The following is a 14,338-nucleotide window of genomic DNA, read 5'->3' as shown; positions in this document are numbered from 1 at the left end:
AATGACAGAAGAAAGAAAACGTGCGCGTTTAATTTATAACCCAACCTCAGGGCAGGAAATTATCAAGAAAAATATAGCAGAAGTGCTGGATGTTTTGGAAAATATTGGCTATGAAACCAGTGCCTTTCAAACGACTCCAGAACCTCTTTCGGCACAAAAAGAAGCTGAGAGAGCAGCCAAAGCTGGTTTTGATTTGATTATTGCTGCAGGTGGTGATGGAACAATTAATGAGGTAGTCAATGGGGTTGCCTCGCTCGATAAGAGACCTCGGCTTGCTATCATCCCAACAGGTACGACTAATGATTATGCGCGTGCCCTAAAAATTCCAATGGGTGATCCTGTTGCGGCTGCTCAGATTATTGCTAAAAATGAGACCATTCATATGGATATTGGACGAGCTTTTGGCGACAAATATTTTATTAATATTGCCGCTGCTGGAACCTTAACCGAATTGACTTACAGTGTTCCAAGTGAAGTCAAGACGCGTCTTGGTTATTTTGCCTATGTTGCTAAAGGCATTGAAATGTTTCCAAAGACCAAGGTTCGTCCAGTGAGAATCACACACGATCAGGGGGTCTTTGAAGGAGAGGTGTCCTTGATTTTTGTTGCCTTGACCAATTCCATTGGAGGGTTTGAGCAGTTAGCGCCTGATACCAAGTTAGACGATGGTAATTTTACTCTGATTTTGGTCAAGACAGACAAGCTATTTGATATGTTGGGCTTATTGATACAGGCCATTAATGGTGGTCAGCATGTCTCAGACGTCAATATCGAATACCTTAAAACTAGCAAACTACGTTTAGAAGTTTTAGATGACCAAGAACCATTTATGCTGAACCTAGATGGGGAATATGGAGGAGATACCCCAGTTGAACTTCAAGTCTGCCATCATCACATCGAATTTTTTGTCAATCGAGACGAGATTAGTCAAGAATTTATTAGTGAAATAGAAACGAATTAAAAAGTAAAAAGGAAAAATAAAAATGTATAACTACCCTATGCGCATTCATTACCATCGCAAGAATGGTGAATACGACACTTGCTCTTTTGTAAAGAGTAAGGATCAACGAATTGATTTACTAACTTACCAAGAAGATTATTTTGGAGCCTTATTTAGCTTTGAACACCCAAGTGCTCATCCCTTAGAAAGCTTGAATTTTGTGGTTCACACAGGCCAAACTAGTAAAGAATATGCTATCCGTTTTAATCACTATCCCCTCTTAACAGAGGTCTGGATTTTGGAAGGCGATGATAGAATTTATTATTCTGAAAATCCTGCAATTGCAAGTCCTTTCTATAAAAATCAAAATCCTTTTGCTTTTGACAAGGCTATCAATAGCGCTAGTTTCGACCACCACTGGGGCTACCAAGGGGAATTGGGTTGCCGTGTAGAGGACAATCAGGCTCGTTTTGCTCTCTGGGCTCCAACAGCGACAGAAGTGCAGGTTGTCGTTTATGAATCAGCTGCTAATGATGCTCCTGTTTGGAAGACCTTTGAGATGGAGAGAGGCAATAGCTACTCTTATAATCACAAGGACAATACAATCGGTGTCTGGAGTTTGGATGTTGAGGAAGATTTGACTGGTAAGGCTTATCAGTATCAAGTCCAATTCCCTCACCACCAAACAGTGACACGCGATCCCTATACCATCGCGACCAGTCCTGATGGCAAACGTTCAGCTATCCTGAGCCATGAAGAAAAGCAAGTTGCAAACTTCGAGGTCAAGCACGGTTCAGAGGCTACTTGGCGCTTGGCAAATCCATGTAAGGCAGTTATTTGTGAAATGCACATTCGTGATTTGACCAAATCACCGACCTCAGGTGTGGATGAACATCTTCGAGGAACTTTCTTAGGTGCTGCACAGACTGGAACAGTTAACCAGTACGGCCAAGCAACTGCTTTTGATTACATCAAGAAGCTGGGCTACAATTATGTTCAGTTGCAACCAATTGCAGACCGTCACAAAGAATACGATGAGGATGGGAATGTAACCTACAACTGGGGTTATGACCCACAAAACTATAACGCGCCAGAAACTAGTTTTTCAACTAATCCAGACGACCCAGCTCAGGTTATTCGTGATTTGAAGACCATGGTTCAAGCTTACCACGATGCGGGTATTGGTGTTATTATGGATGTGGTCTATAACCATACCTTCTCAGTTGTTGATGCACCTTTCCAAACAACTGTCCCTGATTACTATTATCGTATGAATCCAGACGGTACCTTCCAGAATGGAACAGGCGTTGGAAATGAAACAGCCAGTGAACACGAAATGTTCCGCAAGTATATGATTGATTCTCTTCTATACTGGGTTCAGGAATACAATATTGACGGCTTCCGTTTTGACTTAATGGGGATTCATGATGTCAAGACTATGCAGATGATTCGTCAAAGCTTAGATGAAATCGACCCTAACATTATCCTCTATGGAGAAGGTTGGGACATGGGAACAGGTCTTGCACCTTATGATAAGGCTAAGAAAGACAACGCCTACGAAATGCCAAATATTGGTTTCTTTAATGACAATCAGCGTGATGCTGTCAAAGGTGGAGAAGTTTATGGTGCTATCAAGTCAGGTTTTGTCAGCGGTGCTGCGACAGAGCCAATTCTTGCTAAAGCAATCCTAGGCAGTCGTGAATTAGGAACCTATACACATCCAAATCAAGTGCTTAACTATGTGGAAGCCCATGACAATTACAATCTTCACGATTTATTGGCAACCCTACATCCAGACCAAAGTTCAGAACAAATCATGCGCAAGGTCGAGACAGCCACAGCTATGAACCTACTCATGCAAGGGATGGCCTTTATGGAAATCGGTCAAGAATTTGGTCGGACCAAACTAGTTGCGACTGGTGAAAATGGTGAGTTGACCCATGATGATAGAGAGCGTGCTATGAATAGCTATAATGCTCCAGACAGTGTGAACCAAGTGAACTGGGACTCGATTAATGAGCGTCAAGACAGTATTGAATTTATTCGTCAAGTCATCCGATTGAAGACAAAAACTGATGCCTTTTCTTACTCTAGCTATGATGAAATTTACCATCATGTCTTTGTGCATTCTGCGATTGAACATAGCGGCTGCCTTATCTATGAAGTTCATGGGAAAGAACACCTCTTGGTTGTTGTGAATGCTAAATCAGAACCCTATCCATTTGAAAATGCAGGAAATTTAGCTATGTTGGTAACCAACAGTCGCTCAAAAGAAGACAATGTGTTAGATGATATTAGTCTAGCTGTCTTGAGTGTTTTATAAAGACCATCTATCTCGCTATTCTAACAGATCATTGGAAGTGAACGAATAGAAAGAACTTAGTTGATAACTCACTCGTATAGAAAATTTGATATATATTTTCATCAAACGTGTAAAATCAGGAAATTGTTTTCCTGGTTTTATTTTTTTGCTATAAAATAATAATAATCATAGAAAAAATACGAACTTTTTGGTATTGTAGTAGAAAAAGAAATGCATTTTCGCAATTTTTTTGAAAAAATATTAATTTACAATTGAACAACTAAGTGAACTTTTTGTAGATTTTCAAAATAATTTTAAAGAAGTATAGTAATTTACTTGAATCTTCTCTAAAAAAGTAGTATAATAAAAACACAGAAAACGCTTACAGCAGAAAGGGAGTATATGGATAGAAGAGAAGCATTGCGCACCTTTATGACAGGTGAGAATTTTCACCTCCAGCATTATCTGGGAGCGCATAGGGAAGAAAAAGATGGTGAGTCTGGCTATACTTTCCGAGTTTGGGCACCCAATGCTCAGGCAGTTCACTTGGTAGGGGATTTCACCAATTGGGTTGAAAATCAAATTCCGATGGAACGGAATGAATTTGGAGTCTGGGAAGTCTTTACCAGTTTTGCTCAAGAAGGCCAAATTTACAAGTACCATATCACATGTGCAAATGGTCATCAGCTTATGAAGATTGATCCTTTGGCTGTACGGTATGAGGCACGACCTGGTACTGGAGCGATTTTAACAGAGATTCCAGAGAAAAAATGGAAGGATAGACTCTGGCTAGCCCGTAGAAAACGCTTAAGCTTTGAAGAGCGTCCTGTCAATATTTACGAGGTTCATGCTGGCTCTTGGAAGAGAAATCCAGACGGTAGTCCCTATAGTTTTGCTCAATTGAAAGATGAACTCATTCCTTACCTAGTTGAGATGAACTATACTCACATTGAGTTTATGCCCTTGATGTCTCACCCTCTCGGTTTGAGTTGGGGCTATCAGCTTATGGGTTACTTTGCTTTAGAGCATGCCTATGGTCGTCCTGAAGAGTTTCAAGATTTTGTTGAGGAATGTCACTTAAACAATATTGGGATTATTGTGGACTGGGTACCTGGTCACTTCACTATTAATGATGATGCCTTAGCCTATTACGATGGGACACCGACTTTTGAGTATCAGGACCATAATAAGGCTCATAACTATGGTTGGGGAGCACTCAATTTCGACCTTGGGAAGAATGAAGTCCAGTCCTTCTTGATTTCTAGCATTAAGTTTTGGATTGACTTTTACCATTTGGACGGTATTCGTGTGGATGCGGTTAGCAACATGCTCTATCTAGATTACGATGATGCCCCATGGACACCGAATAAAGATGGCGGTAATCTCAACTATGAAGGATATTATTTCCTTCAACGCTTGAATGATGTCATTAAACTAGCTCATCCAGATGTGATGATGATAGCTGAGGAAAGTTCATCAGCTACTCAGATTACTGATACAAAGGATTCAGATGGTCTTGGCTTTGACTACAAATGGAATATGGGCTGGATGAATGATATTCTCCGTTTCTATGAAGAAGATCCGATTTATCGTACATACGACTTTAACCTAGTGACTTTCAGCTTTATGTATGTCTTCAAGGAGAATTATCTCCTACCATTCTCACACGATGAAGTTGTTCATGGCAAGAAGAGTATGATGCACAAGATGTGGGGAGATCGCTATAATCAATTCGCAGGCTTGCGCAATCTCTATACGTACCAAATTTGTCACCCTGGTAAGAAATTGCTCTTCATGGGTAGTGAATACGGCCAATTCCTAGAATGGAGATCTGAAGAGCAGTTGGAATGGTCTAATCTAGAAGACCCTATGAATGCTAAGATGAAGTATTTCACTTCTCAGCTAAACCAGTTTTACAAAGATCATCGCTGTCTGTGGGAAATCGATACCAGCTATGATGGTATTGAAATCATTGATGCGGATAATCGAGACCAGAGTGTTCTTTCCTTCATCCGTAAGGGTAAGAAGGGCGACATGCTAGTCTGCGTCTTTAATATGGCACCTGTTGAACGAAAAGATTTTACAATCGGTCTGCCTGTTGCAGGGATTTATGAAGAAGTCTGGAATACTGAGTTAGAAGAGTGGGGAGGCGTTTGGAAAGAACATAATCAAACTGTTCAAACGCAAGAAGGACTATGGAAAGATTATGAGCAGACCTTGACCTTTACCCTACCGGCTATGGGAGCAAGTGTTTGGAAAATCAAACGCCGCTTGAAATCTGCAAAAACCGTCACAAGTAAAAACCAAAAAGGAGTAGAAAATGAAGAATGAAATGTTAGCTTTGATTCTTGCTGGTGGGCAAGGAACTCGTCTCGGTAAACTCACTCAAAGCATCGCAAAACCAGCTGTGCAATTTGGTGGGCGCTACCGTATCATTGACTTTGCTCTTTCAAACTGTGCCAACTCAGGGATTCACAATGTTGGAGTCATTACACAGTACCAACCTCTTGCTCTCAATAACCATATTGGGAATGGTTCAAGCTGGGGACTAGACGGTATCAATTCTGGTGTCTCTATTCTTCAACCTTATTCTGCAAGTGAAGGAAATCGTTGGTTCGAAGGGACTAGTCATGCTATTTACCAAAATATCGACTATATCGACAGTGTCAATCCTGAGTATGTCTTGATTCTGTCTGGGGACCATATCTACAAAATGGATTATGATGATATGCTCCAGTCTCACAAGGATAATAATGCTAGTTTGACAGTCGCAGTTCTTGATGTTCCCCTAAAGGAAGCTAGCCGTTTTGGTATTATGAACACAGATGCCAATAATCGCATTGTTGAATTTGAAGAAAAACCAGCTCAACCTAAATCTACAAAGGCTTCTATGGGTATTTACATCTTTGATTGGCAACGTCTCCGCAATATGCTCGTTGCTGCTGAAAAGAGCAATGTAGATATGTCAGATTTTGGTAAAAATGTCATTCCAAATTACCTTGAGTCAGGTGAAAGTGTTTATGCTTACGAATTTAGCGGTTACTGGAAAGATGTTGGTACGATTGAGTCTCTTTGGGAAGCGAACATGGAGTACATTTCTCCAGAGAATGCCTTGGATAGTCGTAACCGTCAATGGAAGATTTACTCAAGAAACTTGATTTCACCACCAAACTTCCTCGGAGCAAATGCTGATGTGGAAGACTCATTAGTTGTAGACGGATGTTTCGTTGATGGAACTGTTAAACATTCTATCCTTTCAACAGGCGCGCAAGTTCGCGAAGGAGCGGAAGTTGTTGATTCAGTTATCATGAGTGGAGCTATCATTGGTCAAGGAGCTAAGATTAAACGTGCCATTATTGGTGAAGGTGCGATTATTTCTGACGGTGTCGAAATTGATGGAACAGATGAAGTACAAGTTGTAGGATATAATGAAGTAGTGGGGGTAGCAACAGATGAAGATTGATAAATATTCTGCCATTTTAGGAAACACAGTTGGTTTTCACGATATGTCGACATTGACAGACCACCGTCCAGTAGCAAGTTTGCCATTTGGTGGGAAATATCGTTTGATTGACTTCCCACTTTCAAGCCTTGCTAATGCAGGTGTTCGTAGTGTCTTTGGTATTTTCCAGCAGGATAATATCAGCTCAGTCTTTGACCATATTCGTTCAGGACGCGAGTGGGGCTTATCAACCCTTCTCAGTCACTATTATCTAGGTATTTACAATACTCGTGTGGAGAGTAGCACAGTAGGAAAAGAATACTACCAACAGCTTCTTACTTATTTAAAACGCTCTGGATCAAACCAAACGGTTGCCCTCAACTGCGATGTCTTGATTAACATTGATTTGAACCAAGTTTTCCATCTACATAGTACAACAAAAGGGCCTATCACTGTAGTTTATAAAAAACTAGCTAAGAAAGATATTTCAGAAGTAAATGCAATCTTAGAAGTGGATGAAACAGACCATGTTCTTTCTCATAAACTCTTTGATAGCAAGTCAACAGCTGAAACGTTCAATATGTCTACAGATATCTTTGTCGTTGATACACCGTGGTTGATTGAACGCTTGGAAGAAGAAGCTAAAAAAGAACATCCAGAGAAATTGCGTTATGTTTTACGTGATTTGGCTGCAAAAGAGGGAGCTTTCGCCTACGAGTACACAGGCTACCTAGCCAATATTCACTCTGTAGAGTCTTATTACCAAGCTAATAAAGATATGCTTGAATCACAGAAATTCTATTCTCTCTTCTCACCAAACCAAAAGATTTATACAAAGGTTAAGAACGAAGAACCAACTTACTATGCTAATACATCTAAGGTAAGTACTTCTCAGTTTGCGTCTGGTAGTATCATTGAAGGTCAAGTGGCTAATTCTGTTCTATCACGTAATATTCATATCCATAAGGATAGCCTGGTTAAAGATAGCCTACTCTTCCCTCGTGTTGTGATTGGAGAAGGAGCTCAGGTAGAATATGCTATCTTGGACAAGGGTGTTGAAGTTGAGCCTGGTGTTGTGATTCGAGGAACTGCAGAACATCCAGTTGTCGTTAAGAAAGGTAGCAAAGTAACAGAGGATATTCATTCATGAAAATTTTATTTGTAGCAGCAGAGGGTGCACCCTTTTCAAAAACAGGTGGTTTGGGAGACGTCATTGGCGCTCTTCCTAAATCACTTGTAAAAGCGGGACATGAAGTTGCAGTGATTTTACCCTACTATGACATGGTAGAGGCTAAATTTGGAAATCAGATTGAAGATGTTCTTCATTTTGAGGTGAGCGTCGGTTGGCGCAGACAGTATTGTGGAATTAAGAAAACAGTATTAAATGGTGTAACCTTCTACTTTGTTGACAGCCAATATTATTTCTTCCGTGGTCATGTTTACGGTGATTTTGACGACGGAGAGCGCTTTGCCTTTTTCCAACTTGCTGCCATTGAGGCTATGGAAAGGATTGACTTTATTCCTGACCTTCTCCATGTTCATGATTACCATACAGCCATGATTCCTTTCTTGTTAAAGGAAAAATACCGTTGGATTCAAGCCTATCAAGGAATAAAAACTGTTTTAACCATTCATAATTTGGAATTCCAAGGACAATTTTCAGAAGGAATGTTATGGGACTTGTTTGGAGTTGGCTTTGAACGTTATGCTGATGGTACCCTTCGCTGGAACAACTGTCTGAACTGGATGAAGGCAAGTATTCTCTATGCGGATTGTGTTTCAACCGTCTCACCTAGTTATGCTCAGGAAATTATGACCAGTAAATTCGGATGTAACTTGGATCAGATTCTTAGAATGGAGTCTGGTAAAGTATCTGGTATCGTGAATGGGATTGATGCTGATCTTTATAATCCTCAGACGGATGCTCTTTTAGACTATCATTTCAATCAGGAAGATTTGTCTGGGAAAGCCAAAAACAAGGCAAAATTGCAAGAAAGAGTTGGCTTGCCAGTTAGAGCTGACGTTCCACTGGTGGGAATTGTTTCTCGTTTGACACGTCAAAAAGGTTTTGATGTGGTGGTCGAAAGTCTTCACCATATCTTGCAAAATGATGTTCAGATTGTTCTTTTGGGAACTGGAGATCCAGGCTTTGAAGGAGCTTTCTCATGGTTTGCTCAGATATACCCAGACAAGCTATCAGCAAATATCACTTTTGATGTCAAACTTGCTCAAGAAATCTACGCTGCTTGTGACCTCTTCCTCATGCCAAGTCGTTTTGAACCATGTGGCTTGTCTCAAATGATGGCTATGCGTTACGGAACCTTGCCATTGGTCCATGAAGTTGGAGGCTTGCGAGATACCGTTAAAGCATTTAATCCAATCGAAGGAAGCGGTACTGGCTTTAGCTTTGACAATCTATCACCTTATTGGTTAAATTGGACTTTCCAAACAGCATTGGACTTGTATAGAAACCATCCAGACATTTGGAGAAACCTACAAAAACAAGCTATGGAGAGTGACTTCTCATGGGATACAGCCTGCAAGTCATACCTTGACTTGTACCATAGTTTAGTTAATTAATAGATAAAATCGTATGATGACTTCATACGATTTTTAGGCTATTTAGAGAGGAGAACTGATGTCTCAAGTAAAAGGCTTGTGTGTTTTGGATGTAGATGGAACCTTAATCCTAGAAGAAGTGATTAATCTTTTAGGGAGAGAGGCAGGTCATGAGGCGGAAATTTCGCAGATTACAAGTCGGGCAATGCGAGGAGAGTTGGTCTTTGAAAGCAGTTTAAGAAAAAGAGTGTCCTTGTTGGAAGGTCTTCCTATTTTGGTCTTTGATAACGTCTTCAACTCAAATCATCTATCGCTAAATGTCCCAGAGTTCATCTCTATTCTCCAAAAGAATGGCATCCTAGTTGCTCTGGTGTCTGGTGGATTTACACCAATAGTTGGAGAGATTAGCAAAATCCCTTGGTATTGCCTATTTCACTGCCAACCAGCTTGAAGTCAAAGAAGGTCTTTTAACAGGAAAATTAGTTGGACAAATTATAAGTCCCCAGGTCAAAAAAGAAACTCTGGAAAAATGGAGAAAGAAACTAAAACTTTCTAAAGAAAGAACGGTGGCAATCGGTGATGGGGTCAATAATCTATTAATGTTGAAGTCGGCGGAGTTAGGAATCGCCTTTTGTGCCAAAGAAGTGCTCAAAAAAGAAATACCACATCATGTTGACAAGAGGGATTTTTTAGAAGTTCTTCCTTTGATTGACTGTTTAGAATGAGGGAAAATATGAAGATTGTAATTGCACCGGATTCGTTTAAGGAAAGCTTGACAGCTCAACAGGTAGCTGAAGCAATAAAAAGAGGCTTCCAGTAATCGATAGCAGATGTAGAATGTCTCCTCTGCCCTGTTGGTGATGGGGGAGAAGGTACTGTAGATGCTATCCGACATTCTCTTGACCTAAAAGAAAAATGGATCCAAGTGACAGACCCTTTTGGACAAAAAGAAGCCATGCGCTATTTTCAAAAAGAGGAACTGGCACTATTTGAAGTAGCTGACTTGGTTAGTCTTGGAAAAATTCCGCTAGAGAAACGAAATCCACTTCAAATCCAAACTTGTGGTATCGGAGAGTTGATTCTCCATCTCATTTCTAAAGGGATTAAAGATATTTATATCGGTGTTGGTGGCACGGCCAGTAATGATGGAGGACTGGGGATTGCTGCTGGTTTAGGTTATCAATTTTATGATAGGGACGGAAATGTCTTGCCTGCTTCCGGTCAATCCTTATTAAACTTAGCTTCTGTTTCAACAGAAAATCGCTATAAAATTCCTGAAGGTGTTCAAATTCATATTTTATCAGATGTCGTGAGTCCCTTATGTGGTCATCAAGGTGCGACTTACACTTTTGGCAAGCAAAAAGGCCTAAATCTTACTATGTTTCCAGTCCTAGATCAAGCAATCCAAGACTTTTATGAAAAAGTCTCACCTGCAATATTGCAAATTAAAGGAGCAGGAGCTGGTGGAGGCATTGCTGGCGGTTTGTGTGCCTTTGCTCAGGCAAATATCGTGTCTGGAATTGATACCTGCTTGAACTTAATCAACTTTGATAAGAAAGTTTTACATGCTGACTTGGTTGTTGTAGGAGAAGGAAGGCTAGATTGTCAAAGTTTAGCAGGTAAAGCACCTATAGGTGTTGCAAAAAGAACCCCTGTCGGAGTTCCTGTTATTGCTATTTGCGGTAGTCTTGCTGAGGATTTATCTCCCTTACCATTTGAAAATATCCAAGCTGCTTTTTCTATTTTAGAGAAAAGTGAACCTCTAGAAGATAGTTTGAAAAATGCCAGTCTCTATTTGGAGCACACGGCTGCCAATATTGGGCGTTTATTAAGTCTGAGTAAGATTTAGCTAAACCATTTCTTCCAGATGGATGTTTTGGCAGGTTCTTCCTTTTTACCTTCCCAAAGTTTTGGAAAAGCAAGTCGAAGGTTCTTTTCTTCTACTTGTACTGGTGCATTGCTATGGATAACCAGACCGAAGGGAGAAGTAGTATGCTCTTCAGATACTATGGTAGCTTGACTATCAGTTTCTTTAGCTTCTTTTAAGTAGAAAACTTGTTTGTCAAATTCGATAGTTGGTGAAATCTTTACAAATAGTGGCTCTGCTTTTTCCTGAAGATTTTCTAAAATAGATAAAAAACCTTTTTCTAACTGAGGGCTATTTGCTGTGTCAATATCTGCATATCCAAGAACTCTTTCCTCAAAGGTACCAAGATAGCGTCTTTGCTCATCTGGATTTAATTTTGCTCCACCATGAGCTTTTTCAAGTAATTGTTTTGATAAATCTGTCATGAAAACAGTATATCATAAAAGTTAGAATAAAACAGACAAAAGAAAGCGATTACTTTATAAAGTTAAGGAAAATTTGCACAAAGATAACGTTTTTTCTTGAAAAAGGAGGGCTTTTAAGGTATTATAGAGGTGTAAAAAATTTAACTCATAAGGAGAGTAAAAAATGTCAATTATTACTGATGTTTACGCTCGCGAAGTCCTAGACTCACGCGGTAACCCAACACTTGAAGTAGAAGTTTACACTGAATCAGGTGCTTTCGGACGTGGTATGGTTCCATCAGGAGCTTCTACTGGTGAACACGAAGCAGTTGAACTTCGCGACGGTGACAAATCTCGTTACGGTGGTCTTGGTACACAAAAAGCTGTTGACAACGTAAACAACATCATTGCTGAAGCGATCATTGGCTACGATGTACGTGATCAACAAGCTATCGACCGTGCTATGATCGCTCTTGACGGTACTCCTAACAAAGGTAAATTGGGTGCAAACGCAATCCTTGGTGTGTCTATCGCTGTAGCTCGTGCTGCCGCTGACTACCTTGAAATCCCACTTTACAGCTACCTTGGTGGATTCAACACTAAAGTTCTTCCAACTCCAATGATGAACATCATCAACGGTGGTTCTCACTCTGACGCTCCAATCGCTTTCCAAGAATTCATGATTGTACCTGCTGGTGCGCCATCATTCAAAGAAGCTCTTCGTTGGGGTGCTGAAATCTTCCATGCTCTTAAGAAAATCCTTAAATCTCGTGGTTTGGAAACAGCCGTAGGTGACGAAGGTGGATTCGCTCCTCGTTTCGAAGGAACTGAAGACGGAGTTGAAACTATCCTTGCTGCTATCGAAGCTGCTGGATATGTTCCTGGTAAAGACGTATTTATCGGATTTGACTGTGCTTCATCAGAATTCTACGATAAAGAACGTAAAGTTTACGACTACACTAAATTCGAAGGTGAAGGAGCAGCTGTACGTACTGCTGCAGAACAAATCGACTACCTTGAAGAATTGGTAAACAAATACCCAATCATCACTATCGAAGATGGTATGGATGAAAATGACTGGGACGGTTGGAAAGCTCTTACTGAACGTCTTGGTGGTAAAGTTCAATTGGTTGGTGATGACTTCTTCGTAACAAACACTTCTTACCTTGAAAAAGGTATTGCAGAAGGTGCTGCTAACTCAATCCTTATCAAAGTTAACCAAATCGGTACTCTTACTGAAACATTCGACGCTATCGAAATGGCAAAAGAAGCTGGTTACACTGCCGTTGTATCACACCGTTCAGGTGAAACTGAAGATTCAACAATCGCTGACATCGCAGTTGCAACTAACGCAGGACAAATCAAGACTGGTTCACTTTCACGTACAGACCGTATCGCTAAATACAACCAATTGCTTCGCATCGAAGACCAACTTGGTGAAGTAGCAGAATACCGTGGATTGAAATCATTCTACAACTTGAAAAAATAAAGTAGTTCAGTAAACTATTTTATCCCGAACCTTGAAATTCAAAAGTTCGGCCGTTGATTTAACAACGTTTCTAGCCCCTCGGATTTTATCCGAAGGGCTATTTTTGGTACGACGGGCATGTCGTGCATCTGAGGTGTAAGTCCTCGGTGGGCACCTGCTACCGGTGAACCCAATAGCGATTCCCAAGCCTGACTATCGTGAGGTAGCGGATTAAAACGGTCTGGGGATAGACCGTTTTAAGTCTGACACTGGAAATAAGAATCGTCAGAGGAAGGGATAGCGAAATCGTGGCTCTACGAACAGGAACGTGATAGTAAGGCGTATATAGCGGATAAGGGGGTCAGAAACTCTAAAGTCCAAAAAGGTAGTCGTAACCTATATGCGTAAATCACGAGAGTAATTGAATTCGAACTAAGATTTATCTTTTTCCACTCTAACCTTTTAACGTCCTCATATCTTGTATAAACGAGGAAAGATGTACGACTTATCCCGTGAGATCTCATGAGCGCTGAAAGCGTAGTAACAAGGAATCATGAGAAGTCAGCCGAGCCCATAGTAGTGAGGAAACTTCTGTAATGGAAGTGGAGCGAAGGGGTGAATACTCAAACAGTCTGGGGAGAGACTGTTTGAGGTCTGTCGCTAGAAAGAGAAAACGACAGATCGAAGTAATCCTACTTTACTTGTGTCTGTAAAACGAACGGTCTGATAGAACTGGACTCTGTCACGTATTGACTAGATGAAGGTTCACCAATATAAGATATCCCTCAGGCACCAAAACAAGAAAGGAATAGGCACATGTCAAAATTGCTAGATAAGATAGTATCACGCGAAAATATGCTGGAAGCCTACAATCAAGGAAAATCCAATAAGGGCTCAGCTGGGATTGATGGAATGACTATCGAAGAGATGGATAATTATCTCAGACAAAACTGGCGCCTGACTAAAGAACTGATAAAACAGAGGAAATACAAACCTCAATCAGTCCTGCGAGTTGAAATCCCCCAACCCAATGGAGGTGTCCTTCAGCTTGGGATTCCGACAGTGATGGATAGGATAATCCAACAAGCCATTGTCCAAGCTCTTAGAGTACTTAAATGACGGCTATGAGTGGATAGTGGATATAGACCTAGAGAAATTTTTCGATAGGGTTCCTCAAGATAGATTGATGTCCTTAGTACATAACATTATCGAAGACGGAGATAGGGAATCCTTGATTCGTAAGTATCTTCATTCAGGTGTTATCATTAATGGTCAGCGTCATAAAACGCTAGTTGGCACACCACAGGGAGGAAATGTATCTCCTCTCTTATCCAATATCATGCTTAATGAATTGGA

Annotated in this window: 10 protein-coding genes and 2 pseudogenes; 11 read left to right on the top strand and 1 reads right to left on the bottom strand. The window is 40.6% G+C overall.

Annotated features, from left to right (window positions below; all coding sequences use genetic code 11):
• Position 1 precedes the first annotated feature (1 nt).
• The 9 genes and pseudogenes from HT701_RS07250 to HT701_RS07210 all read left to right on the top strand — a co-directional run bounded on the left by HT701_RS07250 (position 2) and on the right by HT701_RS07210 (position 11,092).
• Positions 2–961 carry a diacylglycerol kinase family lipid kinase gene (locus HT701_RS07250; RefSeq protein WP_000134182.1) on the top strand — a complete coding sequence of 320 codons (960 nt, stop codon included), beginning with the start codon at positions 2–4 and terminating at the stop codon, positions 959–961.
• A 22-nt stretch (positions 962–983) separates the two neighbouring features.
• Positions 984–3,263, top strand: coding sequence for a type I pullulanase (gene pulA, locus HT701_RS07245; protein WP_138703537.1), 2,280 nt, complete (start codon positions 984–986; stop codon positions 3,261–3,263).
• Positions 3,264–3,644: 381 nt separating this feature from the next.
• Positions 3,645–5,573: a 1,4-alpha-glucan branching protein GlgB gene (gene glgB, locus HT701_RS07240; protein WP_172931374.1), complete on the top strand. Its 1,929-nt coding sequence runs from the start codon at positions 3,645–3,647 to the stop codon at positions 5,571–5,573.
• Complete coding sequence (locus HT701_RS07235; RefSeq protein WP_000787253.1) at positions 5,563–6,705, top strand: glucose-1-phosphate adenylyltransferase; 1,143 nt, start codon at positions 5,563–5,565, stop codon at positions 6,703–6,705. The genes glgB and HT701_RS07235 overlap by 11 nt, the downstream gene beginning before the upstream one ends.
• Positions 6,695–7,834 (top strand): glucose-1-phosphate adenylyltransferase subunit GlgD, encoded by a 1,140-nt coding sequence (gene glgD, locus HT701_RS07230; protein ID WP_000687036.1) that lies wholly within the window; start codon positions 6,695–6,697, stop codon positions 7,832–7,834. The genes HT701_RS07235 and glgD overlap by 11 nt, the downstream gene beginning before the upstream one ends.
• Complete coding sequence (glgA, locus tag HT701_RS07225; protein ID WP_172931373.1) at positions 7,831–9,264, top strand: glycogen synthase GlgA; 1,434 nt, start codon at positions 7,831–7,833, stop codon at positions 9,262–9,264. Before glgD ends, glgA begins: the two co-directional genes overlap by 4 nt.
• A gap of 58 nt (positions 9,265–9,322) precedes the next feature.
• Entirely contained in the window at positions 9,323–9,694 is a 372-nt protein-coding gene (locus tag HT701_RS07220; RefSeq protein ID WP_172931372.1) for an HAD-IB family phosphatase, read from the top strand.
• On the top strand, positions 9,639–9,968 hold the full coding sequence (locus HT701_RS07215) for an HAD hydrolase family protein (protein ID WP_001810206.1): 330 nt from the start codon (positions 9,639–9,641) through the stop codon (positions 9,966–9,968). Before HT701_RS07220 ends, HT701_RS07215 begins: the two co-directional genes overlap by 56 nt.
• A gap of 8 nt (positions 9,969–9,976) precedes the next feature.
• A pseudogene (locus HT701_RS07210) lies at positions 9,977–11,092 on the top strand (glycerate kinase).
• Here the strand turns inward: HT701_RS07210 and HT701_RS07205 are convergent.
• Positions 11,089–11,535 (bottom strand): DUF1694 domain-containing protein, encoded by a 447-nt coding sequence (locus HT701_RS07205; RefSeq protein ID WP_023940144.1) that lies wholly within the window; start codon positions 11,533–11,535, stop codon positions 11,089–11,091. The pseudogene HT701_RS07210 and the gene HT701_RS07205 sit on opposite strands and share 4 nt — an antisense overlap.
• A gap of 163 nt (positions 11,536–11,698) precedes the next feature.
• Between HT701_RS07205 and eno the strand changes: the two genes are divergently transcribed.
• Positions 11,699–13,003, top strand: coding sequence for a surface-displayed alpha-enolase (gene eno / locus HT701_RS07200; RefSeq protein WP_000022821.1), 1,305 nt, complete (start codon positions 11,699–11,701; stop codon positions 13,001–13,003).
• 795 nt (positions 13,004–13,798) lie between these two features.
• Positions 13,799–14,338 (top strand): annotated as a pseudogene (locus HT701_RS11200) (reverse transcriptase domain-containing protein); the annotation flags it as partial.

It is taken from the genome of Streptococcus sp. 10824 (assembly GCF_013276595.1).
GTDB classification, from domain to species: domain Bacteria; phylum Bacillota; class Bacilli; order Lactobacillales; family Streptococcaceae; genus Streptococcus; species Streptococcus pseudopneumoniae.
This window is presented reverse-complemented; position numbering and strand designations above follow the sequence as displayed.